Source organism: uncultured Paracoccus sp. (assembly GCF_945915435.1).
In the GTDB taxonomy this organism is placed as follows: Bacteria; Pseudomonadota; Alphaproteobacteria; order Rhodobacterales; family Rhodobacteraceae; genus Paracoccus.
On record NZ_CAMEFG010000048.1, the window covers coordinates 1 to 21975 of the forward strand.

General features: G+C 66.2%; 21 protein-coding genes, 1 tRNA gene and 1 pseudogene. 12 read left to right on the forward strand and 11 right to left on the reverse strand.

Annotated features, from left to right (window positions below; translation table 11 throughout):
- The 6 genes and pseudogenes from Q0O97_RS14440 to Q0O97_RS14465 form a co-directional block, all read left to right on the forward strand.
- Nucleotides 1–527: pseudogene (locus Q0O97_RS14440) on the forward strand (F0F1 ATP synthase subunit alpha); the annotation flags it as partial.
- Nucleotides 528–539: 12 nt separating this feature from the next.
- Entirely contained in the window at nt 540–1421 is an 882-nt protein-coding gene (locus Q0O97_RS14445) for a F0F1 ATP synthase subunit gamma (RefSeq protein ID WP_294930783.1), read from the forward strand.
- 1 nt (nt 1422) lies between these two features.
- Nucleotides 1423–2268 (forward strand): hypothetical protein, encoded by an 846-nt coding sequence (locus Q0O97_RS14450; protein ID WP_294930785.1) that lies wholly within the window; start codon nt 1423–1425, stop codon nt 2266–2268.
- Nucleotides 2269–2334: 66 nt separating this feature from the next.
- Complete coding sequence (gene atpD / locus Q0O97_RS14455) at nt 2335–3759, forward strand: F0F1 ATP synthase subunit beta (protein WP_294930787.1); 1425 nt, start codon at nt 2335–2337, stop codon at nt 3757–3759.
- An 11-nt stretch (nt 3760–3770) separates the two neighbouring features.
- Complete coding sequence (locus tag Q0O97_RS14460; RefSeq protein ID WP_294930789.1) at nt 3771–4220, forward strand: F0F1 ATP synthase subunit epsilon; 450 nt, start codon at nt 3771–3773, stop codon at nt 4218–4220.
- Nucleotides 4221–4313: 93 nt separating this feature from the next.
- Nucleotides 4314–4664 (forward strand): H-type lectin domain-containing protein, encoded by a 351-nt coding sequence (locus tag Q0O97_RS14465; RefSeq protein ID WP_294930791.1) that lies wholly within the window; start codon nt 4314–4316, stop codon nt 4662–4664.
- On the opposite strand, the gene Q0O97_RS14470 is transcribed toward Q0O97_RS14465, so the two are convergent.
- The gene (locus Q0O97_RS14470) at nt 4655–5428 is read right to left on the reverse strand and encodes an alpha/beta hydrolase (RefSeq protein ID WP_294930793.1); all 774 of its coding nucleotides are present in this window, start codon (nt 5426–5428) and stop codon (nt 4655–4657) included. The genes Q0O97_RS14465 and Q0O97_RS14470 overlap by 10 nt on opposite strands.
- The gene (locus Q0O97_RS14475; protein ID WP_294930795.1) at nt 5425–6024 is read right to left on the reverse strand and encodes a 2-hydroxychromene-2-carboxylate isomerase; all 600 of its coding nucleotides are present in this window, start codon (nt 6022–6024) and stop codon (nt 5425–5427) included. The genes Q0O97_RS14470 and Q0O97_RS14475 overlap by 4 nt, the downstream gene beginning before the upstream one ends.
- A gap of 80 nt (nt 6025–6104) precedes the next feature.
- Between Q0O97_RS14475 and Q0O97_RS14480 the strand changes: the two genes are divergently transcribed.
- Nucleotides 6105–7124: a ribose-phosphate pyrophosphokinase gene (locus tag Q0O97_RS14480; protein ID WP_294930798.1), complete on the forward strand. Its 1020-nt coding sequence runs from the start codon at nt 6105–6107 to the stop codon at nt 7122–7124.
- A 45-nt stretch (nt 7125–7169) separates the two neighbouring features.
- Here the strand turns inward: Q0O97_RS14480 and Q0O97_RS14485 are convergent, their stop codons facing one another.
- From Q0O97_RS14485 to Q0O97_RS14495, 3 genes are all read right to left on the reverse strand, one after another.
- Nucleotides 7170–7604 (reverse strand): CoA-binding protein, encoded by a 435-nt coding sequence (locus tag Q0O97_RS14485; protein WP_294930801.1) that lies wholly within the window; start codon nt 7602–7604, stop codon nt 7170–7172.
- A 188-nt stretch (nt 7605–7792) separates the two neighbouring features.
- A complete protein-coding gene (locus Q0O97_RS14490; protein WP_294930803.1) occupies nt 7793–8209 on the reverse strand; it encodes a YHS domain-containing (seleno)protein in 417 nt (138 codons plus the stop codon).
- A gap of 96 nt (nt 8210–8305) precedes the next feature.
- Nucleotides 8306–9124, reverse strand: coding sequence for an RNA methyltransferase (locus Q0O97_RS14495; protein ID WP_294930805.1), 819 nt, complete (start codon nt 9122–9124; stop codon nt 8306–8308).
- A gap of 112 nt (nt 9125–9236) precedes the next feature.
- Between Q0O97_RS14495 and Q0O97_RS14500 the strand changes: the two genes are divergently transcribed.
- The 5 genes from Q0O97_RS14500 to Q0O97_RS14520 all read left to right on the forward strand — a co-directional run bounded on the left by Q0O97_RS14500 (nt 9237) and on the right by Q0O97_RS14520 (nt 13252).
- Nucleotides 9237–9320, forward strand: a tRNA-Tyr gene (locus tag Q0O97_RS14500).
- 148 nt (nt 9321–9468) lie between these two features.
- Nucleotides 9469–10557 (forward strand): MlaE family lipid ABC transporter permease subunit, encoded by a 1089-nt coding sequence (locus Q0O97_RS14505; protein ID WP_294930807.1) that lies wholly within the window; start codon nt 9469–9471, stop codon nt 10555–10557.
- On the forward strand, nt 10554–11333 hold the full coding sequence (locus tag Q0O97_RS14510; protein ID WP_294930809.1) for an ATP-binding cassette domain-containing protein: 780 nt from the start codon (nt 10554–10556) through the stop codon (nt 11331–11333). Before Q0O97_RS14505 ends, Q0O97_RS14510 begins: the two co-directional genes overlap by 4 nt.
- Before the next feature lie 6 nt (nt 11334–11339).
- Complete coding sequence (locus tag Q0O97_RS14515) at nt 11340–12620, forward strand: MlaD family protein (RefSeq protein ID WP_294930811.1); 1281 nt, start codon at nt 11340–11342, stop codon at nt 12618–12620.
- An 8-nt stretch (nt 12621–12628) separates the two neighbouring features.
- Nucleotides 12629–13252, forward strand: a complete 624-nt coding sequence (locus Q0O97_RS14520) for an ABC-type transport auxiliary lipoprotein family protein (protein ID WP_294930813.1) — start codon at nt 12629–12631, stop codon at nt 13250–13252.
- A 6-nt stretch (nt 13253–13258) separates the two neighbouring features.
- Here Q0O97_RS14520 and Q0O97_RS14525 read toward each other — a convergent pair whose 3' ends face one another.
- The 6 genes from Q0O97_RS14525 to Q0O97_RS14550 form a co-directional block, all read right to left on the reverse strand.
- Nucleotides 13259–14935 (reverse strand): Na/Pi cotransporter family protein, encoded by a 1677-nt coding sequence (locus Q0O97_RS14525; RefSeq protein WP_294930815.1) that lies wholly within the window; start codon nt 14933–14935, stop codon nt 13259–13261.
- A 282-nt stretch (nt 14936–15217) separates the two neighbouring features.
- On the reverse strand, nt 15218–16309 hold the full coding sequence (locus Q0O97_RS14530; protein ID WP_294930817.1) for a 4-oxalomesaconate tautomerase: 1092 nt from the start codon (nt 16307–16309) through the stop codon (nt 15218–15220).
- 75 nt (nt 16310–16384) lie between these two features.
- Nucleotides 16385–18379: a tripartite tricarboxylate transporter permease gene (locus Q0O97_RS14535; RefSeq protein ID WP_294930819.1), complete on the reverse strand. Its 1995-nt coding sequence runs from the start codon at nt 18377–18379 to the stop codon at nt 16385–16387.
- Between the two features lie 191 nt (nt 18380–18570).
- A complete protein-coding gene (locus Q0O97_RS14540) occupies nt 18571–19671 on the reverse strand; it encodes a tripartite tricarboxylate transporter substrate-binding protein (protein WP_294930821.1) in 1101 nt (366 codons plus the stop codon).
- Between the two features lie 90 nt (nt 19672–19761).
- A complete protein-coding gene (locus tag Q0O97_RS14545; protein WP_294930837.1) occupies nt 19762–21228 on the reverse strand; it encodes a sensor histidine kinase in 1467 nt (488 codons plus the stop codon).
- A 2-nt stretch (nt 21229–21230) separates the two neighbouring features.
- A complete protein-coding gene (locus tag Q0O97_RS14550; RefSeq protein WP_294930823.1) occupies nt 21231–21902 on the reverse strand; it encodes a response regulator transcription factor in 672 nt (223 codons plus the stop codon).
- Between the last annotated feature and the right edge of the window lie 73 nt (nt 21903–21975).

Below are 21975 nucleotides of genomic sequence, written 5' to 3' on the forward strand. Positions count from 1 at the left end.
CCTATATCCCGACCAACGTGATCTCGATCACCGACGGCCAGATCTTCCTGGAAACGGAACTGTTCTTCCAGGGCATCCGCCCCGCCGTGAACACCGGCCTGTCGGTCAGCCGCGTGGGTTCGGCGGCCCAGACCAAGGCGATGAAATCCGTCGCCGGTCCGGTCAAGCTGGAACTGGCCCAGTATCGCGAAATGGCGGCCTTCGCGCAGTTCGGCTCGGACCTCGATGCCGCGACGCAGCGCCTGCTGAACCGCGGCGCGCGCCTGACCGAACTGATGAAGCAGCCGCAATATTCGCCGCTGACCAACGCCGAGATCGTCATCGTCATCTATGCCGGCACCAAGGGTTACCTGGATGACCTGCCGGTGGGCGAGGTCACCAGGTGGGAACAGGGCCTGATCCAGTTCCTGCGCAACCAGAAGGCCGATCTGCTGGACGACATGACCCGCAACGACCGCAAGGTTTCGGGCGATCTGGAAGATGCGATCAAGGCGGCGCTGGCCGATTACGCCAAGACCTACGCCTGAGGGGGGTGACAGATGCCCAGCCTCAAGGATCTCAAGAACCGGATCGGAAGCGTCAAGAACACGCGGAAGATCACCAAGGCGATGCAGATGGTCGCCGCCGCCAAGCTGCGCCGCGCGCAGGAAGCGGCAGAGGCCGCGCGTCCCTATGCCGACCGCATGGCTTCGGTGATGGCCGGCCTGACCGCTTCGGCGGCCGGGTCCGCCAGCGCGCCGCGCCTGCTGGCCGGAACGGGCGAGGATCGCCGGCATCTGCTGGTGGTCCTGACCTCGGAACGCGGTCTGGCGGGTGGCTTCAACTCGTCCATCGTGAAGCTTGCGCGCCAGCATGTCGCTGAACTGCAAGCGCAGGGCAAGGAAGTCGCGATCGTCACTGTCGGCAAGAAGGCGCGCGAGCAGCTCAAGCGCGAATACGCCAGCCTGTTCGTCCACCATGTCGATCTGAGCGAGGTCAAGCGGATCGCCTATGACAACGCGCGCGAGATTGCCGAGGGCATTCTCGACCGTTTTGAAAACGGCGAATTCGACGTGGCGACGCTGTTCTACAGCCGCTTCGAATCGGTGATCAGCCAGGTTCCGACCGCGCGCCAGATCATCCCCGCCGTGGTCGAGGAAGCCGACGAAGCGACCCTCGGCGCGTCGGCGCTCTATGAATACGAGCCTGACGAGACCGGTATCCTGAACGAGCTGCTTCCGCGCTCGATCGCGACGCAGGTCTTTGCCGCATTGCTGGAAAACGCCGCCTCGGAACAGGGTGCGCGGATGACGGCGATGGACAACGCGACGCGCAACGCAGGCGACATGATCGACCGGCTGACGACCGAATACAACCGTTCGCGCCAGGCTGCGATCACGAAAGAGTTGATCGAGATCATCTCGGGGGCCGAGGCACTCTGACATGGCCCAGGTCGCGAAACCACAGTCCATCGCCGAAGAGCTGGGGGTCCGGTATATTGCCGGGCCTGCCTATAGCGATGTGCTGTTTACCTTTGTGACCTTGGTTGCACGTCAGGCGTCTTATGATCGCATGCTGACCTCGGCGCGGAACAAGGGGTTCTCCAGAAAGAACTCCGAATTCTTCGCGCTGGATAATCGTACGGGAAACCGCTTCGACGGTTTCGACGCCATGCGCCGTGCCATCGTCGAGGCGCGTGGGCAGTACATCGTCTTTACCCATGACGATGTCGAATTCCTGTATGATGGCGCGGCCGAACTGTCGGCCCGGCTGGAAGAACTGTCCCGTATCGACCCCGGCTGGACGCTTGCCGGAAATGCGGGCGGTGTCCGCTATCGCCGCCGCCGCCCGGATCTGGCGATCCATATCGACGATCCGCATGGCGCCGATCAGCGGGTGGAAAAGTCGCAGCTGGTCGAATCGCTTGACGAAAACTTCGTTGTCATGCGGCGCGAGCGTCCTGTCGTGAACTCTTACGACCTGCAAGGGTTTCACCTTTACGCCAGCGACCTTTGCCGGTTGAGCGAGATCATGGGGGGACGCAACTATGTCATTCCCTTTTTGCTGCGCCACCACAGTGGTGGGCTGGTAGATGGCTCTTTTCCGCTGTGCCGCGACCGCTTCCAGCGTAAATATCGCCGCTATTTCATTGGCCGCAGCCTGCAAATGACGGTGGGCGAAGTCCATTTCGGCCTTGCCGGTCTGCGCGACGCCTGGCGCGAAACCGCCGCTGGCCGGTGGAAGCATATCCGAACGAATGTCTGCGCCCCGGAAGATCCGGGACGGTGAACATATGAACGCGGGGCCGGTGTGCCGTCCGCTCCGCCCGCAACTAGAAGCCAAGGAGTTGATTACATGGCAGAATCAAAGGGCAAGATCACGCAGGTGATCGGCGCCGTCGTCGACGTCCAGTTCGACGGCGAGCTGCCTGCAATTCTCAACGCGCTTGAAACCGAGAACAACGGCAAGCGCCTGGTTCTGGAAGTTGCCCAGCACCTGGGCGAAAACACCGTTCGCGCCATCGCGATGGACGCGACCGAAGGTCTGGTCCGCGGCGCCGTGGTGACCGACACCGGCGGGCCGATCATGGTGCCGGTCGGCGATTCGACCCTTGGCCGCATCCTGAACGTCGTGGGCGAGCCGGTCGACGAGGGCGGCCCCGTCGTCGCGACCGAAACGCGCGCGATCCACCAGCCCGCGCCGGATTTCGCCTCGCAGGCGACCAGCTCGGAAATCCTGGTGACCGGCATCAAGGTCATCGACCTGCTGGCGCCCTATTCCAAGGGCGGCAAGATCGGGCTGTTCGGCGGCGCCGGCGTGGGCAAGACCGTTCTGATCATGGAACTGATCAACAACATCGCCAAGGTGCACTCGGGTTACTCGGTCTTCGCGGGCGTCGGTGAACGGACGCGCGAGGGCAACGACCTTTATCACGAGATGGTGGAATCGGGCGTCATCAAGCCCGACAACCTGGCCGAATCGCAGGTTGCGCTGGTTTACGGCCAGATGAACGAGCCTCCGGGGGCGCGGATGCGCGTCGCGCTGACCGGCCTGACCCTGGCCGAGCAGTTCCGCGATTCGACCGGGACCGACGTTCTGTTCTTCGTGGACAACATCTTCCGCTTCACCCAGGCGGGTTCCGAGGTGTCGGCGCTTCTGGGCCGCATCCCGTCCGCCGTGGGTTATCAGCCGACGCTGGCCACCGACATGGGCGCGATGCAGGAACGCATCACCTCGACCAAGAAAGGCTCGATCACCTCGATCCAGGCCGTCTATGTTCCGGCCGACGACCTGACCGACCCGGCGCCCGCCACGACCTTTGCCCACCTCGACGCCACGACCGTTCTGTCGCGCGCGATCTCGGAACTGGGGATCTACCCGGCCGTGGACCCGCTGGACTCGAACTCGCGGATCCTCGATCCGGGCGTCGTCGGCGAGGAGCACTATCAGGTCGCCCGCGACGTTCAGGGTATCTTGCAGAAATACAAGTCGTTGCAGGACATCATCGCCATCCTCGGCATGGACGAACTGAGCGAAGAGGACAAGCTGACCGTGGCCCGCGCCCGCAAGATCCAGCGCTTCCTGTCGCAGCCCTTCGACGTGGCGAAGGTCTTTACCGGCTCGGACGGCGTCCAGGTGCCGCTGGAAGACACGATCTCGTCCTTCAAGGCGGTGGTTGCCGGCGAATACGACCACCTGCCGGAAGCGGCCTTCTACATGGTCGGCGGCATCGAGGACGTGAAAGCCAAGGCGCAGAAACTCGCCGCTGAAGCGGCTTAAAGGGGGCTGGAATGGCCGATACCATGCAGTTCGACCTCGTCTCGCCGGAACGGAACCTGATGTCCGTTGCCGCGCGCGAGGTTCGCCTGCCGGGGACCGAAGGTGACCTGACGGCGATGCCCGGCCATGCGCCGGCCATCGTCAACCTTCGCCCCGGACTGGTGACCGTGATTGCGGGCGATGGCGCGCAGACGGAATTCGCCGTGACCGGCGGTTTCGTCGAGATCAACGCCGACTCGGTCACGCTTCTGGCCGAGCGGGGCCATCCCCGCACCGAGATGACGCAGGAAGTCCTGAACGAGATGCTTGTTTCCGCGCATCGCCGCGTCAAGCAGGCCGAGGAAAAGCGCGAGACCGTGGGCGAGGAAATCGTCACCGCCGCCGTCAAGCTGCTGGGCGACATGCAGGCGCTGGGCACGCATATCGGGCTTGATCCGAATCAAGCGAATTTCCCGGACTGATCGGTTCGAAAAACTGAAGAACTTAAGGGTTCCGGGCTTCCGGGGCCCTTTTCTTTCGTCTAATCAGGAAGATGGAAGAGCAGGGGGGCGAAGGTGCGGCGCATATCGGACTCGGCAGTCGGAATCCTCGACGGTTCGGCCATGCTGTTCTCGGCCTTTGAAGAGGGGGGCGAGATGTGGACCGGCACCGGCCCGCGCCGTTCCGTCACCCATGTCGGCTTTTCCGAGGCTTTCGATGCCCCGCCGACCGTCCATGTCTCGATCACGATGTGGGACACGGATTCGGTGCCCAATCAGCGGATGGATATCGGCGCGATCAATGTCACCCGCCAGGGATTCGATATCGAGTTCCGCACCTGGGGCGATTCGCGCGTGGCGCGGGTCCGGGCCGGATGGCTGGCCATCGGCCCGGTGCGCTACGTCGACAATTGGGATTATGACTGAGCGCGCGTCAGGTTGAGCGCGATCAGTTCGGCCACCTGATCGGGGTGGGTGATGGGCAGCATGTGGGCCGCATCGGGCACGGTCGCGATGCCGACATCCTGCATCCGGGCCGCCAGCGCCTCGGCGATCGAGGAAACGGCGGTGGGGGAATCGGCGCCGTTGATGATCATCACCGGGGCGTCGATGCCCTCAATCCCGCCTTCGCGCAGGATGGCCGGGCGGTCGTTGGCCAGCGTGTCGTTGGTATCGACGACGATGTCGATCTGGCGAACGAAACTGTCCAGCGGCGGTGCGCTGCCGCCTTCGTCCTTCAGCCCCCAGACGGCCAGGAACTCGGCCGTGGCCTGCCGGGGGTCGCCCGCGTCGAAGGCGGCGGCCATGCGGGCGAAAAGGCGGTCCTGTTCGGGGTCGGGGGCGGCGGCGAACAGCACCGGCTCGATCAGGGTCAGGCTGCGGACCGCATGGGGGGCGCCGACGGCGATGCGCAGGGCCACGGTGGCGCCGAAGCTGTGGCCAACCAGGTCCAGCGGGCGGTCGATCAGGGCGGCGACGCTGCGGGTGAATTGGGTATGGTAATCCACGCCCGACGGTTGCCAGGCGGGGCTGCGGCCATGACCGAACATGTCGGGCGCGCGCAGATCGACGACGCCGTTCATCTTGCGCGCGACGGGCCCCCAATAGGCGCCGGTGCCCATCATGCAATGCAGCGCAAGGGCGGGGCGATCCGGGTCGCCCGCGAAGTGACGGACATGCAACCCGCTCATGCCAGTTCGGCCAGATGCCGGTCCAGGAACTCCAGCCGGTCCTGCCCCCAGAACCGCTGGCCGCTTTCGGCGACGATGTAGAAGGGCAGGCCGAAGACGCCTGCCTCGACCGCGTCGTCGAGGTTGCGGCCATATTGCTCGGCCCCGACGAACAGGCCCTTGTCGGCGGTCGAGGGGTCGAAGCCCGCCCCTGCCAGCACGTCGCGGATGACGCCATCGTCCGAGATGTCGCGGTCCTCGACCCAGCGGGCGCGCAGGAAGGCCTGCACCAGCGCACCGATATCGCCCGCCTGCGCCGCCTGTGCCGCGATCACGGCATAGGACGAGGGCGCGGCGTTCAGGCGCGGCAGGGTCGGCTGGATCAGCGGCATGTCCAGATGGGCCGACCACCGCGCCAGTTCCTGGGCGCGATAGGCGATGCGGTTGGGGTGGCGTTCGGCGGGCGGCTTGCCGCCCGTGCGCTCGAACAGTTGCAGGGCGTCCAGCGGGCGATAGCGAATCACCGCCCCGTGCCGGGCCGCGATCCGCTCGAACCTGTCGCCCGCGAGGTAGCACCAGGGGCTGATCGTCGAAAGGTAATAGTCGATATGCACCATCTGTGGCCTCCGGGGGGTTTGCGGCAGGCTATCGCGGTGCTAAGCGGGGCGCAATCTCGTGTATCCAAACGGAGCCTGCCATGCCGGCAATGACTGAACCCAAGCTGATCGCGGGCAATGCGAACCGTCCGCTCGCCAATGCGATTGCCCGCAGGATGTCCATGCATCGCGGAATGAACGTGGTGCCCGTGGATGCGCGGGTCGAGCGGTTCAACGATCAGGAAATCTTCGTCGAGGTCTACGAGAACGTCCGGGGCGAGGACATGTATATCATCCAGCCCACGTCGAACCCGGCGAACGACAACCTGATGGAATTGCTGATCATGGCCGATGCGCTGCGCCGGTCCTCGGCTGCGCGCATCACCGCCGTGATCCCCTATTTCGGCTATGCCCGCCAGGACCGCCGGTCCAAGGCCCGCACGCCGATCAGCGCCAAGCTGGTCGCCAACCTGCTGACCGAGGCGGGCATCGACCGCGTGCTGACGCTGGACTTGCATGCCGCGCAGATCCAAGGGTTCTTCGATGTGCCGGTGGACAACCTCTATGCCTCGCCCGTGTTCGCGCTGGACGTCAAGCACCATTTCCGCGGGCGGATGGACGACCTGCTCGTGATCTCGCCCGATGTCGGCGGGGTGGCGCGGGCGCGTGAACTGGCCAAGCGCATCAACGCACCGCTGGCCATTGTGGACAAGCGGCGCGAAAAGGCCGGCGAGGTTGCCGAGATGACCGTGATCGGCGATGTGGCGGGCAAGACCTGCATCATTGTCGATGACATCTGCGATACCGCCGGGACGCTGTGCAAGGCCGCCCAGGTGCTGACCGACAACGGTGCGGCCGAGGTTCACGCCTATATCACCCACGGCGTCCTGTCCGGCCCGGCAATCGAGCGGGTCGAGAATTCGGTCATGAAATCGCTGGTCATCACCGATTCGATCCAGCCGAGCGAGGCGGTCAGGAACGCCCGCAACATCCGCATCGTTCCGACCGCGCCGATCTTTGCGCAGGCGATCCTGAACATCTGGAACGGCACCTCGGTCAGTTCGCTCTTTGAAATGGAGACGCTGGAGCCGATCTATGAAGGACTTTACCAGACCGAGTAAGACCCCATGACCGCGCGGCCCCGTCAAGCGGGGCCGCTTTCCGTTTCAGCCTACCCGCGAGGTCAGGCCAAGGCGCGGCAGTTCGATCTTGGGGCAGCGGTCCTGCACCACGTTCAGCCCGGCGGCGCGGGCCTTTTCGGCGCCCTCGGCGCTGGTCACGCCCAGTTGCATCCAGATGGTTTCCAGTTCCGGCAGATGGGCCAGCGCCTCGTCCACGATGGCGGGGACGGCCTCGGGTCTGCGGAAGATATCCACCATGTCCACGGCGATATCCGCAGGGATCGAGGACAGGTCGGCATAGACCGTCTCGTCCAGGATCGTTTGCCCTGCGTGGCCGGGGTTCACCGGCACGATGCGATAGCCCTGCGATTTCAGGAAACGGCCCACCCCCCAACTGGGCCGGTCCTGTTTCGGCGACATGCCGACGATGGCGATCACCTTGCTGTTGCGCAGGATCTGCGCGATGTCTTCGTCGCTCATCCGGTCTCCCCCTTCGATGTGCGTCCTTGCGGCAGAATAGATAGAAAAAGCGCCCGGCACACAAGGTGACCGGGCGCAAGTCGCGGAACGAGGGACAGTGATCAGAGCAAGGCCGTTCCGTGGCCCCGCTCAGAAAATAAATGGGGACTGTGGCCAAAAAGTTCCATGAAAGTCACATCAAAGTGAAATCATGGGTTCATTCGCGTCCAGATCGCCTTGGCTTCCATCAGCACCTTGCGGGGATCCTGTTGCAGGCGCTGGCGGGCATTTTCCGACCGCACCAGGTAGGTGCGCTGGCCGATGACGACGAAATGCCGGGGGTTTCCGGGTTCCGCGCGGCCTTCGGACAGGGCCACGACGCACAGCCCGTTCAGGCCGGGGGCATAGGCGCGGGGGTTCGATTCGAAGGTGGCGCGGTTTTCCTCGGTCGCGAAATGCCAGGACTTGCCGCCCCACCTCGTGGCGATATCGCTGCGCCCTGCCACGGCCTGACCCTGGACGGTGTAGGCCACGGGGTCGATTCCCTCAAGCGCCCAGTCCTGCGCCCACGCGGCGGGGGCAAGCAGAAGGAGGCCGAAAATATATGCGAATCGGTTGCGAATCATCACTTTGTCACGGCTAGGGGCGGGCGTTGGCTGTATGACATGGGAAATTATCTGGCACTCTGCGCAATGATTCTCAACGGCCCCGTGCCGATTCTGTCAGGGTTGTGACAAGCGGGCCGGGTTCTGTGAAGCCGCATATAGCGCCACCGCCGCCGCGTTCGAGACGTTGAGCGATCCGAAATCGGACGCATAGGGAATGCGCGCCAGCCGGTCGCAGGTATCCAGCGTCCGCTCGCGCAGGCCCGGCCCCTCGGCGCCAAGAACGATGCAAAGCGCGCGGCCGGGCAGTTCGTCCAGCACCTCGGGCAGGGTCTCGGTCGCGGTGCCGTCCAGCCCCAGGACGGTATAGCCCAGGTCTTGCAGGCGCATCAGCGCCTCGGCCAGGTTGCCCACGCGCAGGTAGGGCTGGCGTTCCAGCGCCCCCGAGGCGGTCTTGGCCAGCGCCCCGGTTTCGGGGGCCGAATGGCGATGCGGCGCGATGACCGCCGCCGCGCCGAACACCTCGGCCGAGCGCAGGATCGCGCCCACGTTATGCGGATCGGTCACCCGGTCCAGCGCCACGATCAGCGGACGCCGGTCCGCGGCCAGTGCCACGTCGTCCAGCGTGCCCCATTTCAGCGGCCTGACCTCCAACGCCGCGCCCTGATGCACGCTTTCGGGCGCCAGGGGCACGGTCTTGTCGAAAACGCGGGCGTCCACGATTTCCGGCCGGGTCCCCTCGGGCAGCGGGTCCAGCCGGTCCAGCGCGTTGCGGGTGACCACCAGCCGCAGCTTTTCGCGCGCGGGATTGGCCAGCGCGTCGCGCACGGCGTGCAGCCCGAACAGCCAGACGGTTTCGGTGGCCGCCGCCCGGCGGGCGCGTTCCTTGTCGATCACCCAGGCGGGCTTTTTTGCCTTGCGTGGCGGTTGATTCATGGCGGGTTCCTTTCTGGCAACCACTTCCTGCGCCGCCTTGCCCGGCTTCGCAACCAAAATTCCAATTCTCTCTTGACCCCTTCGGTCAGGGGGGCTAATCACGCCCGGCGTCGGGCGACGTGCTGCAAGGTGCGGCAGCGGACTGTAACTCCGCCGGGGAGACCCATGCCTGGTTCGATTCCAGGGTCGCCCACCACCGAAATCAAGGTTTTGTTTTCCTTGAGGTTCCGCCGGTGGTGACGTTCCCTTCCCTTTCGACCACCACCCTGTTTCCGCCGGTTTGTTGACACCGCGCGCTTTCCGGGTGAAGCATCGGCATGACCCGACCCCGGCAAGAGAGCGACATGGCCGCAGAAGATCGCCGCGACCCCGTCCTGGACGTGCAGGAACGCGACGGCGCACTGTCGCTGTCGGGCGAACTGACGGTCTGGACTGTCAGCCAACTGCCACGCCGCGAATGGCAGCGGATCGAGTTGCAGGGCATCTCGCGGCTGGATACGGCGGGCGCGCTTTACCTTGCCGACCGGCGGGGCGAGGGCGCGCAGGTCGATGGCCTGACCGAGGTTCAGGGACAGCTTCTGGATGCCGTGGCCAGCAGCATTCCCAAGCCCGACCCCGCGCCCGATGCGGCCCCGCTGTGGCGGCGCGTGCTGGAAACCGTCGGGCAACAGGTCATGTCCGGCCTGCGCTACTTCCACGAACTTGCCGAATATCTGGGCCGCTTTCTGGCCGCGCTTGGCCGCTCGTTCCGGCATCCGTCGGAATTCCGCCTGACCTCGCTGGTCCATCACTGCCAGGAAACCGGGCTGCGCGCGATTCCCATCGTCACCGCCATGTCCTTCCTGATCGGGGTGGTGCTGGCGTTTCAGGGCGCCTCGCAACTGCGCCAGTTCGGGGCCGAGGTCTTTGTCGTCGACCTGATCGCCATCGCCGTGCTGCGCGAGTTGGGCATCCTGCTGACGGCGATCGTGGTGGCGGGGCGCACGGCCTCGGCGCTGACGGCCTCGATCGGGTCGATGAAGATGCGCGAGGAAATCGACGCCATGCGCACGCTTGGCATCGACGTGGACATGGTGCTGATCCTGCCGCGCGTGCTGGCGCTTGTGATCACATTGCCGATCCTGGGGCTGGTGTCCGATGTCGCGGGGCTGTTCGGCGGTGCGGTGATGTCCTGGATCGAGCTTGGCATCTCGCCCTCGATGTTCCTGACCCGGCTGGCCGAGATCAACGTGAACCACGTCATCGTCGGGCTGGTGAAGGCCCCGGTCTTTGCCGTCATCATCGGGGTCGTCGGCTGCCAGGCGGGGATGAAGGTCGGCAAGGACGCGGAATCGCTTGGCGCCATGACTTCATCCGCGGTGGTCAGCGCGATCTTTGCCGTCATCATCGCCGATGCGTTGTTTTCGGTCTTTTTCGCGCAGGTCAACATATGAGCGGCGAAAATGTCATCGAGGTGCGCGGGCTGCGGACCCAGTTCGGCAGCCATGTCGTCCATGACGGGCTGGACCTGGACCTGCGCCGGGGCGAGATCCTGGGCGTCGTCGGCGGGTCGGGGACCGGCAAATCGGTGCTGCTGCGCACCATCGTCGGGCTGATCCGACCGCCCGTCGGCGAAATCCGCGTTTTCGGGCAGGACGTGAACCGCCTTTCCGGCGCCGCCCGGCGCGCCATCGAACGGCGTTGGGGCGTCATGTTCCAGGACGGCGCGCTGTTTTCCGCCCTGACCGTGCGCGAGAATGTCGAGGTTCCCCTGAAGGCCGTCCCCGGCCTGTCGGATGAGGACCGCGCCCGGCTGGCCGAGTTGAAGGTCTCGATGGCCGGGCTGCCGTGGAAGGCCAATGCCGATTATCCCGCCGATCTGTCGGGCGGCATGCGCAAGCGCGCCGGGCTGGCGCGGGCGCTGGCGCTGGATCCCGAGATCGTCTTTCTGGACGAACCCACGGCGGGGCTGGACCCCATCGGGGCGGATGCCTTCGACCGGCTGATCGTCCAGTTGCGCGATGCGATGAACCTGTCGGTCTTTCTGGTCACCCATGATCTGGACACGTTGCACGTCTGTTGCGACCGGATCGCGGTCCTGGCCGAAAAGAAGGTGCTGACGACCGGCACGATGGCGCAGATGTTGAAGGTCGATCACGCTTGGGTGCATGAATATTTCCACGGACCGCGTGCCCGCGCCGCGATGACGTCCGGGCGCGGCGAAGGATAGGGACCAATGGAAACCAAGGCGAATTACGTTCTGATCGGGGCCTTCACCATCGCGGGCTTCCTTGGGATGCTGGGCTTCCTGATGTGGTTCGCCAAGCTTCAGATCGACCGGCAGTTTGCCTATTACGATGTCTATTTCACCGAGGTCGGGGGCTTGAGCATTTCCTCGGACGTGCAATTCGCCGGGCTGCGGGTGGGAACGGTTGTTGACATGCAGCTTGCCCCCGACGCCGCCGGTCCCGTCCGCGTCCGGGTGGAGGTGGCCGAGGATACGCCGGTGCGCAGCGATTCCAGCGCCTCGTTGGTGGCGCAGGGGGTGACGGGGGTGTCGAATGTCGCGATCTCGGCCGGGACGGCTTCGGCGCCCTTGCTGCGCGATACCTCTGACGATGCGGTCCCGGTCATTCCCGCCAGCCGCTCGGCCCTGCAAGCCCTGAGCGACGAGGGACCCGAGATGCTCAGCCGTCTCAACCAGGTGGCCGAGCAACTGACCGAACTGCTGGGCGAGGAAAACCAGACCCGTGTCGAGAACATCCTGACCAATGTCGAACATTCGACGGCCAATCTGGATCAGGCGATGGACGATATCTCGAGTGCGACCGAGGCCATCGGGATCGCCGCCGAGGGCATCGCCCGCTTCGGCGAGCAGATGCATGGCCTGGGCGAGACCGCCGACGCTGCGCTGCAACAGTTCACGCAGGCCGCGACGACGGCGGACGGAACACTGCAATCGGCCACCGCCACGCTGGACGAGTTGCGCGACTATGTTTCGGGCGATCTGCGGGGGCTGACGCAGCGGCTGGACGAGACCGCCGCCAGCCTGCAATCCGACGTGACCCGCCTTGCCGACCGCGCGGGCACCAGCCTCGACAAGCTGGACGAGACGCTTGGGGTGGGGGGCGAGGCGCTGGAATCGGCCAATCGCGCCTTCGATGGCGCGGACCGGATTCTCAACAACGACCTCGGCCCGGTGATCGCCGATTTCCGCGTGACGCTGGGCAATCTGAACGAGGCGATCGCCGGCGTCTCGGACGACCTGCCCCAGATCACCGCCAGCCTGCGCGACGCCGCGGATTCGGCCGAGCGCGCCTTCGCCTCGCTGCGCTCGATGGTTGACGGGGCCAGCGGGCCGGTGCGGGCCTTTACCCGCGATGCGCTGCCCCAGTTCACGCGCATGTCCGTCGAACTGCGCGGGCTGGTCGATAACCTCAACCAGCTTGTCACCGCCCTGCGCCGCAATCCGGCGCAGATCTTTACCGGCCCGAACACCCCTGAATTCCGTCGCTGAGGTGCCCCATGCGTCTGTTTGCCCTGCTTGCCCTGACCGCCTTCCTGCCCGGCTGCGCCGCGCTTTCCGCCCTGCAAGGGGAACCGGACCGCGATGTGTTCGAACTGCGCGCCCCGCGTCCCGCCGCCACCAGTTGCAGCCCCGGCCAGGGGCGCGAACTGGTCGTCGAACTGCCCAAGACCCGTGGCACGCTGGACAGCGAACGCATCATGATCCGCCCCTCGACGCTGCAAACGCAATACCTGCCCGATGCGGTCTGGGGCGATACGGTTCCGGTGACCCTCCAGCGCCTGCTGGTCGAAAGCCTTGGCGCCTATGACAGTTTCACCCATGTCGGGCGCGCGCCGCTTGGCGCCTCGGGCGATCACGCCATGCTGACCGAGATCAAGGACTTCAACGCCGAGGTCGCGGGAAATGGCGCGCTGATCCGCCTGACCGTCGACGCCCAGATGGTGCGCGAGATGGATGCGAGGATCGTTTCGCGCGGGCAGTTCACCGCCTCGGCCCCGGCGGCCAGCACCCGGACCGGCGACCTGATCCCCGCCTTCGACGCCGCCAGCCAGGACCTGATCGCCCAGATGACGGCATGGGGATTGCGCGCCGTGGGCATCAACCCCGCCTCCTGCCGCTAGGCCGGTTCAGATCATCCGGTTTGCCGCCACCTCGCCGTCGGCCAGCCGCGATTCCAGCAGGACACCGTTTTCGGTCAGGATCGGATAGGCGACCTTGACCAGCAAGGAATTGATTTCCTTGAGCGATCTGACCACTTCCAGATGCAGGTCGCTGGTTTCGACGCTTTCGGACCTGCCGCTGCGCAGCCGGGCCAGGTGGCGGTCGTGGCTGTCGCGTTCCAGCCTGCGCAGCACGGATTTCTCGGTCACGAGCTGGCGCGCGGTGGACAGGTCGCCGCTGACCATCACATGCAGCGCAAGCTGCATGTTGGCAACGACGCGCGCATGCATCTGCGACAGCTCGGCCCAGCCCTCGTCCGAGAAACGCAACTGCCTGCGCAGCTTTTCATCGGCCTGGGCCAGCAGGTTCTTGGCGATGATGTCCCCGATCGCCTCGAAGTCGATGGCCGTCGCGGTCAGTTCCAGCCCGCGCCGCGCCTCGTCCTCGGTCAGGTTGCCGCGATTGAGGCGGGCGATGAACAGCTTGATGTCGGTGTGGCGCTGGTTCACCTCGTCATCCATCGCGCGAAGCTGCGCGATCCGCCGGGCGTCGCCGCCCTCCAGCATGTCGGCGACGGGGCGCAGCATCGATTCGACCACCTCGGCCATGCGCAGCAATTCGCGCTGAACGCTGGCCAGCGCCAGCCGGGGCTGGCCCAGCGCGGCATGGTCCAGCGAACTGCGATAGCCGGGCGTGTCGCCGCCGTCTTGCGGGGTCGGCCACAGCCGCGTGGTCAGCCGGTCCATCGCCCCGGCAAAGGGCAGCGCCGCCACCAGCAGCGCGGCGTTGAACAGGACGTGGAAATTGACAAGCTGCACCCCGGCATTGCCGCCCAGATATCGCAGCGGCTGCGGCGTCAGTTGCAGCGCGATCAGCACCACGACCGCCCCCATCCCGCGAAACATCAGGTTGCCCATCGGGATGCGCCATTCCGGCAGCGCCGCCCCGCGTGTCAGCCACACCGCGATCAGGGCGCCGCCCAGGTTGGCGCCCAGGACCATCGGCGCCGCCGCCTCGACCGGCAACAGCCCGCTGGCGGCGAAATGGGCAAACAGCAAAAGCGCCGCGACCGAGGAATGCAGCCCCCAGGCCAGCAGCGCCGCCAGCCCGAAGGCCGTCAGCGGGTCGCCCTGAAGATAGGCGGCGATCTGCGGCAGCACGGCGCTTTCGCGCAGCGGCTCGGTCGCCTCGCCCACCATGCGCAGCGACAGCAGGATGAAGGCGATCCCCAGCAGGATGCGGCCGATCTGGCGGACCTGGCGGTTCTCGAATTTCAGAAACATCGTGGCGCCGGTCAGCAGCAGCACCGGGATCAGCTCCGACAGGTCGAAGGACAGGATCTTGACCACCAGCGCCGATCCAAGATCCGCCCCAAGCATCGCCGCAATCCCCGCCGTCACCCCAAGGATGCCCGAAGCGGCGAAACCCACCGCCAGCACCCCCACGGCGGTCGAGCTTTGCAGCACGATGGCCAGCACCATGCCCGCCGCAGCCATTCCCGCCGACCCGCCCCGCGCGCGGCGCAGGGCGCGGCGCAGCGAAACGCCCCAGGCGCGTTCGACCCCCGTGCGCACCATCCTGACCGCCCAGAGCAAGAGCATCACGGCGGCGGCAAGGTGAAACAGGATCAGGAAGGGGTGCATGGCACGTTCTCCGGCCGCAGCCAGCCACGCAGGTGGGGCTGTCGGCCATTCATCAAATCGCAGGCTTCGATTGCATCGCGGAATTTATCCGGTTTTCTCATGCGCTTGTCCAGTTGCGGGCGTTCGCCGCGACGCGGGCGGCGGCGGAAACTCCGCCGACTCAACCCGCGAACATCGGTTCGGGTCCGCAAGCATGCGGGGAATATGCCCTGCCGTTCAAGCGACTGCGCAAGCAGGCAGCGCCCGCCGGGGCGGGCAGGGCGCTTGGTGTCCCTGCGCCGGTCAGCCGTCGGTCAGGCCGCCCGGCACGAAGACCTCGCCCTGCATCAGCTTGCGCGCGGTGCGGATGACGCCGCCGCTGATGACCTGCATCGCCGCGCCGGTGCCGCTGGTCTTCAGCGCCACGTCGATCATGCCGCTTGGGTGTTCGATCAGCACCAGCCGGTCGTCGCCGGCATCGCGCCGCGCCAGCCCGTCCGCGACCGAGCCTTGCAGCATGGCGCAGGTCGAGACGCAGAGCGCGCCCGTCACCGCAAAGGCGCTGTGGGTCTTTTGCGGCACGAAATAGCGCGCGGCGATATGGCCCTCGCCGCGCGGTTCGGCCAGCATCGCCATCTTGGGAATGACGCGGCCGGTCACATCACCAAGGCCCATGCGTTCGCCCGCGATGCGGCGCATCGCCTCGATCCGGGCAAAGAAATCGCGGTCTGCATCCAGTTCCGCGGGGGTTTCATGCCCGGTCTTGCCGAAATCGCGGGCGCGAAAGACCATCATCGGCACGGCCACGTCGATCAGCGTGACCTCGATACCGTCGATCTCTTCGACCAGGTGGCCCGAGGGCAGCAGGCTGCCGGTTTTCGAGCCGACGATATCCATGAAGTTCAGCCGCACGGCGGCGGCGGTGCCGGGCACGCCGTCGATGGCGGTGTCGCCGTCATAGACCACGCCCTCGCCATCGGTCTGGATCACGGCTTCGATCCGGCTGTTGGTGTTGGTGTTGCGAATGCGGACCACGGTTTCCGAACCCGTGACCGGGACCATGCCGCGCTCGATCGCGAAGGGACCGACGCCGGCCAGGATATTGCCGCAAGAGGGCGCGGTGTCCACCATCGCCTCGGTGATCGAGACCTGCGCGAAAAGATAATCGACATCAACGCCCTCTTGCGTGGACGGCCCGACGATGGCGACTTTCGAGGTCAGCGTATCCGCCCCCCCGATCCCGTCGATCTGGCGGGCGTCGGGCGAACCCATCGCGGCCAGCAGCACCCGGTCACGCGCCGCCGTGTCGGCAGGCAGGTCCGAGGCGCGGAAGTAAGGCCCTTTCGAGGTGCCGCCGCGCATCAGGATGCAGGGAATCGCGGTTTGTCTGGTCATGTGATGGCTCCTTGCAGGGTCTTGGATGGACACACCCCCGGCGCGGGGCCGGGGGTGCGAAGGTTTCGGTCTGCTCTAACGTAGCGGCCAGAACAGATATTGGTAGTAATGTTCTTGCAGCAACCCCTCGGGCATCACCATGTTCAGCGAATTGGCCAGCACCATCACCAGCCCGGCGGCGGCCGCCGTCAGGATCAGGGTTTGCAGCCAACTGGACTTGCCGACGATGCGCAGGAAGGCCACGAAGAAAATCACCAGCGCAAGGAAATAGCCGACCAGCCCGATGGCGGCGACGAAAGCCGCCAGCCAGGCCATGTAGCGCAGCGGTCCGACCGGGCCGTCGTCGTCGGTCTTGCGCAGTTCCTCGCCGTCGAAGACCTCGCGGCTGGCACGGTTGCCGCGGATCTGCGGCCAAAGCACCAGCAACGCCGCCAGCAACCCGACCGAGGCCACGCCGATGGGAAAGACCTTGCCCAGGAAGCTCAGGCCGACCGTCTCATAAAGTGTGAAGACGAAGAAACCGGCGACCCCCAGCGTAAAGACGATCTGCGGCCACATCTGGGTCGTGTCCGAGATCGCACCGCTGCCCTCGGTCTGGATCGAGCCGCCGCCCTTGTTCGAGCGCGCGCCCAGCCAGACCGACAGGATGATGATGAGGCCGATCACGATCACGATGGGACGTCCGAAGAAGCTCCACCCCGAAAATTGCAGCGCCTGGTAGAGGTAACGCTCGCCCTGCGTGGCCAGCACGAAGCCGATCAGGAAGGCCGGGCGCGGCCAGCCGAAGCGGCGCAGCAGGATGCCGACGATGCCCAGCACCAGCAGCGCCACCAGGTCCAGGTAGGACCGGCTGGGCTGGAAGGCCGCGAAAGAGATCACCAGGATCATGAAGGGCGCGACCAGCGCATAGCGGACCGTGGTGATGCGCGCGATATTGGGCGCCAGCACGATGCACAGGATCGTGCCCAGCACGTTGGCGATGGCTAGCGACCAGACGATGGTATAGGTCATGCCCAGGTTCTGGCCGACCATCGCGGGTCCGGGCTGAAGCCCGATCAGCACCATCCCCGCAAGGAAGATCGCCATCGAGCCGGACCCCGGAATCCCGAAGAGCAGCGTCGGCACGAGGCCCCCGCCTTCCTTGGCGCTGGTGGTCGATTCGGGCGCGATCACGCCGCGCACGTCGCCCTTGCCGAACTGGCTGCGGTCCTTCGAGGTCTGCACGACATGGCCGTAGGCGATCCAGTCCACGACGCTGCCGCCCAGGCCGGGGATCATTCCCAGGATCGCACCCAGGCCCGAACAGCGCAGCGTCAGCCAGCGATAGGCCCAGGTGTCCTTGATCCCTTGCAGCCAGCCGGTGCCGAGGCTGGATTTCTTTTCCGCGATGGTGCTGTTCTTGCGCAGCAGGTCGCCGATTTCCGGCACCGCGAACAGCGCCAGGCCGACGATGACCAGCGGCACCCCGTCCATCAGGTAGAGCGTGCCGAAATCCATCCGGTATTCGCCGGTCGCGGGGGCCGATCCGACCATGCCCAGCGCCAGGCCCAGCCCGCAAGAGGCGATGCCCTTGACCAGGCTTTGTCCCGACAGCACGCCGACCATCGACAGGCCGAACAGCGTCAGCATGAACAATTCCGCCGCCCCGAAGGACAGGATCAGCGGGCGCGCGACCAGAACGCAGATGGTCAGCACCGCCGCCCCGAACAGCCCGCCGAAGAGCGAGGCGGTGAAGGCCGCGCTCAGCGCGCGCGCCGCCTGGCCCTTCTTGGCCATCGGGAAGCCGTCCAGGATCGTCGCCTGCGAGGCGCTTGATCCCGGAATGCCCATCAGCACGGATGCGAATGTATCCGCGATGGCCAGGACGGGCAGCATCCCGATCAGCATGGCCAGCGCCGAGGTGGCGTCCATGCCGTAGACGAAGGGCAGCAGCAGCGACATGCCGACGATCCCGCCCAGTCCGGGCAGGATGCCGACGATCAGGCCGACCAGGACGCCGACCATGAGATAGGTGAAATGCTGAAGCGTCAGCACATTGCCGAGCGCTTCCATCAGCGCTTCAGTAACCATGATGCACCATGACTTTCCATAAGGCCCGCCCCGCCGGTCGCGCCCGGAAGTGCGAGGGGTGTTGCGGGTCGGGTTGAGGTCAGGGAACGCTTCGGTTCAGGCGGGCAGCGCCGGGCCGAAGGTCCGTTGGGCAGTTTCAGATTTTCGCAATCCGGCGCGGACGGGCCTGTTCGGCCCGCCCGTCTTGTCCGTCAGTCCAGCATGACGCTGTGGTTTTCGGTCAGGTAGCTGCGCACCCATTCGCGCGCCTCGGGGTCGATGCTGGTCGCCACATGATAAAGCGGTTCGACATCATCGCCCACGGCCTGTTCGTATTCGCCCAGAACCTCGCCCTTGGCGGCTTGCAGGTCGGGGTCGGCTGCTGCTGCGGCGAAGGCCTCGCGATAGGCCGCGACGATCTCGGGATCGGTGCCGTTGGGCAGCATGGCGGGTTTCTGCGCCGCGAAACCCGATGCGAAGAAGGCCATATAGGCATCGAAGGCCACGCCCGAGGGCGCCTCGCCATGCATCATCTCATAGGCTTCGACGAAATGCGGGATATCGGGGAAGGACGGATCGCGCTGCACGTTGCCCTCGGCGTCCAGCACGCCATAGGAGAAGAGCGGCACCACCGTGCCGTTGTCGACCAGCGGCTGCACGTTGGTCAGATAGGCCGAAGAGGTCTGGTAGTCGATGGTCGCTTCGCCGCGCTCGAAGGCCAGTCGGCCGTCGCCGCGCCCGGTCATGCCGAAGACGTGGCGGACATTCAGCCCCATCACCTCGAAGGCCAGCATCGGCACCAGGTCCAGCGAGGTCGCGCCCTGGCTGGCATAGACCAGCTCGCGGTCGGTCAACTGACCCAGTTGCGAGGCGTCCTCGATCCCGAAGCTGGCGGGAATATAGACCACGCCGCCGGTGGGCGAGACCAGCACCGGCTCAAGATCGTGATATTCATAGCGCACGCGCCGGTCGCCCAGCAGATAGGGGAACTGCGTCGAACCCGAGGTGCCGACCAGCGCCAGCCCGTCCGGGCGCGCCCGGGCGGCGAATTCGTTGGTGCCGGTGATCGAACCGCCGCCGGGCACGTTGCGGATGATGACATTGGGCTGTCCCGGCAGGTGCTTGGCCAGGTAGGGCGCATAGAAGCGCGCCCAGACATCCGACCCGCCCCCTTCCGAGAAGGGGATCCACCATTCGACGGTCTTGCCCGAAAAATCGACTGCCTCGGCACGGTCAGGTGCTGCGAACATCAAGGACGCGGCTGCGGCCATCGCAACGACGGTGCCGCGCATGAAGCGCATGGGTAGTTTCATCATGTGTCCTCCCAGACATAGCGGTCAAATGAAGTATAGTGCCGCCAACACAATTCCGGCAACTTGTCACATGAAACTGTCGGCAAACTGTCAAAGCCGAATTTTCTGCGCCTTGTCCGCGGAACGCCCGCTTTGTGCGCATCCCGCGCCATGCAGCGGCAGGGCGACGCGGATGGTGCATCCGCGGGGGGTGGGCACCACGCGCGCCGTGCCGCCAGCGCCCCGCGCGATCGCCCGCACGATCGGCAGGCCAAGCCCGCAGCCGCCGTCCTCGACATGGGACAGGCGGACGAAACGCTCGAACACCTTCTCGGCGGCGTCGGGCGGGATGCCGGGGCCTTCGTCGGCGACACTCAGCACCGCCCTGCCGCCGGATTCGGCCACCGCCAGGCGCAGGCTGCTGCCGGGTGGGCAGCCATAGCGCAGCGCGTTGTCGATCAGGTTGTCGATCAACTCCTCGATCAGCACCGGGTCGCCGCGCACGAACAGCGGGGTCTGGGGGCCGTCATATTCGATCTCGATATCCGCCCGCAGCGCGGCGGGGACGTAACGGCGCGCGACCTCGGATGCCAGCCCGGCCAGGTCGGCGGGGGGCGTATCCTCGGGCAGGCGGCGCTGATTGGCGGCGTCGAGGCGCAGAAGCTGCCGGCTCATCCGCGACAGGCGGCGCGCGGTGTCGGTTAGGTCGCGCAACCTTTCGGCCTGATCGTCGGGGGTGCGCGAATCGCGCGCCGCCTCGGCCTGGGCCTGGATCGCGGCGACGGGGTTGCGCAACTGATGCGCGGCATTCGAGATGAAGGCGTTGCGCCGTTCCAGCTCGGCGCTCAGCCGGGCGAAAAGCGTGTTGATGGTCGTGACCAGCGGCCTGGCCTCGGGCGGGACGGGACGGCGGATCGGGCGCAGATCATGCGCGCCGCGCAGGGCCAGCGCCGCGCGCAGATCGGTCAGCGGCGCCAGCCCGCGCCGGATGCCGAACCAGATCAGCACCGCCGCCGCGCCCAGCAGCAGCACCAGCACCACCGCCGATTGCGCCAGCATCCGCATGCTCAGCGCCTGCCGCTGCGTGACGGTCTGCCAGACCTCGACCGTGGTCCAGCCGTCGAAATCGGGGTCCGAGATGAATTCGCGCAGGATCACCGCCCGCACGGGTTCGCCGTGATAGACCGCATCGAAAAACACCGGCACGCCGCCCGGCATGTCGGGCGGATTGTCGGGCAGGGGCGCGTCGGAATGACCGGCAAGGAAATAGCCCCCATCGGCGCGCACCTGGTAATAGATCGGATCGCCAAGCGCGCCGACCAGCGAATCCAGCAGCGAATCGGTGACCAGATCGCCCTTGGTCAGCACCACCTCGCGCGCGACGGTATGGGCGACCACCCGCAGCGTATCGTCGTAGAGGTTGTGCGACATCTCGCGCGACAGCCAATGCAGCACTACGCTGGACAGCCCGGCGACGACGATCAAGGGCAGCATGATCGTCACGAACAGCCGCGTGCGCAGGCTTCGCGCCCGAGACCGTGGCTGGGTCGGGGGCCGGGTCGGGGGTTGGCCGGGCATGGTCACGGGTCGTCCTGGCGCAGGATATAGCCCAGGCCCCGGATTGCCTTGATGGTGACGCCGCAGCCGTCCAGCCTGCGCCGCAGGCGCGACACCAGCAATTCGACCGCGTTCATTTCCACATCGGCGCCGGTGCCATAGATGCTGTCGCAGATCGCCGCCTTCGAGATCGCGCGGTCGGCATTGTCGAACAGCACCTCCCACAGGGCCATTTCGCGGCGGGGCAGGTCCATTTCGCCCTCGGGACCGATCAGGCGGCGGCTGACGCGGTCGAAGCTGAGCGCGCCGATCCGCTCGATCATCTGCGGCCTGCGGCCCCGCCTGCGGCCCAGGGCGCGGACGCGGGCGCAAAGCTCGGCCATCTCGAAGGGCTTGGTCAGGTAATCGTCCGCCCCGGCGTCCAGCCCGGCGATGCGGTCCTCCAGCCCGTCGCGGGCGGTCAGGATCAGCACGGGGATGGCCGCGCCGCCCATCACCATGTCTCGCACCACTTCCAGCCCGCTGCGGCGGGGCAGGTTGATATCGACGATGGCCAGGTCCGCGCCGTGGCTGGCCAGGAAGGACGCGCCGTCCTCGCCGTCCTCAAGCCAATCGACCGAATGCCCCTCTTGCCGCAGGGACTGGCTGACGGCGCGGGCCAGCATCCGGTTGTCCTCGATCAAAACAATGCGCATCGCGGCTGCTTCCTTTCGGTGGCGGCGAGTGTAGCATAAACAGCAAAACCCGCCGGAAGGGTAGCGCATCCGC

Coding starts and splice junctions, on each gene's coding strand:
- Q0O97_RS14520 (WP_294930813.1), top strand. CDS start 12,629: ATGCGTCTGTTTGCCCTGCTTGCCCTGACCGCCTTCCTGCCCGGCTGC.
- Q0O97_RS14475 (WP_294930795.1), bottom strand. CDS start 6,024: ATGGTGCATATCGACTATTACCTTTCGACGATCAGCCCCTGGTGCTAC.
- Q0O97_RS14530 (WP_294930817.1), bottom strand. CDS start 16,309: ATGACCAGACAAACCGCGATTCCCTGCATCCTGATGCGCGGCGGCACC.
- Q0O97_RS14480 (WP_294930798.1), top strand. CDS start 6,105: ATGCCGGCAATGACTGAACCCAAGCTGATCGCGGGCAATGCGAACCGT.
- Q0O97_RS14545 (WP_294930837.1), bottom strand. CDS start 21,228: ATGCCCGGCCAACCCCCGACCCGGCCCCCGACCCAGCCACGGTCTCGG.
- Q0O97_RS14535 (WP_294930819.1), bottom strand. CDS start 18,379: ATGGTTACTGAAGCGCTGATGGAAGCGCTCGGCAATGTGCTGACGCTT.
- Q0O97_RS14450 (WP_294930785.1), top strand. CDS start 1,423: ATGGCCCAGGTCGCGAAACCACAGTCCATCGCCGAAGAGCTGGGGGTC.
- Q0O97_RS14550 (WP_294930823.1), bottom strand. CDS start 21,902: ATGCGCATTGTTTTGATCGAGGACAACCGGATGCTGGCCCGCGCCGTC.
- Q0O97_RS14515 (WP_294930811.1), top strand. CDS start 11,340: ATGGAAACCAAGGCGAATTACGTTCTGATCGGGGCCTTCACCATCGCG.
- Q0O97_RS14445 (WP_294930783.1), top strand. CDS start 540: ATGCCCAGCCTCAAGGATCTCAAGAACCGGATCGGAAGCGTCAAGAAC.
- Q0O97_RS14495 (WP_294930805.1), bottom strand. CDS start 9,124: ATGAATCAACCGCCACGCAAGGCAAAAAAGCCCGCCTGGGTGATCGAC.
- Q0O97_RS14485 (WP_294930801.1), bottom strand. CDS start 7,604: ATGAGCGACGAAGACATCGCGCAGATCCTGCGCAACAGCAAGGTGATC.
- atpD (WP_294930787.1), top strand. CDS start 2,335: ATGGCAGAATCAAAGGGCAAGATCACGCAGGTGATCGGCGCCGTCGTC.
- Q0O97_RS14510 (WP_294930809.1), top strand. CDS start 10,554: ATGAGCGGCGAAAATGTCATCGAGGTGCGCGGGCTGCGGACCCAGTTC.
- Q0O97_RS14490 (WP_294930803.1), bottom strand. CDS start 8,209: ATGATTCGCAACCGATTCGCATATATTTTCGGCCTCCTTCTGCTTGCC.
- Q0O97_RS14525 (WP_294930815.1), bottom strand. CDS start 14,935: ATGCACCCCTTCCTGATCCTGTTTCACCTTGCCGCCGCCGTGATGCTC.
- Q0O97_RS14505 (WP_294930807.1), top strand. CDS start 9,469: ATGGCCGCAGAAGATCGCCGCGACCCCGTCCTGGACGTGCAGGAACGC.
- Q0O97_RS14540 (WP_294930821.1), bottom strand. CDS start 19,671: ATGAAACTACCCATGCGCTTCATGCGCGGCACCGTCGTTGCGATGGCC.
- Q0O97_RS14470 (WP_294930793.1), bottom strand. CDS start 5,428: ATGAGCGGGTTGCATGTCCGTCACTTCGCGGGCGACCCGGATCGCCCC.
- Q0O97_RS14460 (WP_294930789.1), top strand. CDS start 3,771: ATGGCCGATACCATGCAGTTCGACCTCGTCTCGCCGGAACGGAACCTG.